Raw genomic sequence first — 391 nt, forward strand, 5'->3', positions numbered from 1 at the left:
GGGGGTGGCGGTGGCGCTGGTGGGGTCGGCGGTAACGCCGGTGCCGGTGGCGACGGCGTCGCGGCCGTCGCCCCGGGCGCCGCGGGCGGCGACAGTGGTGCTGGCGGGGCCGGTGGGACCGGCGGTAACGGCGGAAACGGCGGTGCGGGCGGCAGAGCCGGGCTGTTGGGCGCGGACGGCATTGCCGGTGTGGGTGGGGCCGGCGGCGACGGCGGATCCGGGGCCCAGGCGGGCAATGGCGCGGCTGGGGCTGCCGGGGACTCGGTCAGGCCCAACGGGGGTGCCGGCGGCAACGGCGCCAACCCCGGTGCCGGCGGGGCCGGCGGTGCCGGGGGCACCGGCTCCAGCACCGGCGCCCGCGGTGCCGACGGCAGCACGCCCACCGCACCAG

At 81.6% G+C, this 391-nt stretch carries 1 protein-coding gene; it reads left to right on the forward strand.

What is annotated here, in order from left to right:
• A partial coding sequence (locus F0Q45_RS28440; RefSeq protein WP_188113214.1) for a hypothetical protein occupies nucleotides 1-391 on the forward strand: 391 nt, incomplete at both ends.

It is taken from the genome of Mycobacterium simiae, assembly GCF_008370645.1.
GTDB lineage: Bacteria > Actinomycetota > Actinomycetes > Mycobacteriales > Mycobacteriaceae > Mycobacterium > Mycobacterium simiae_A.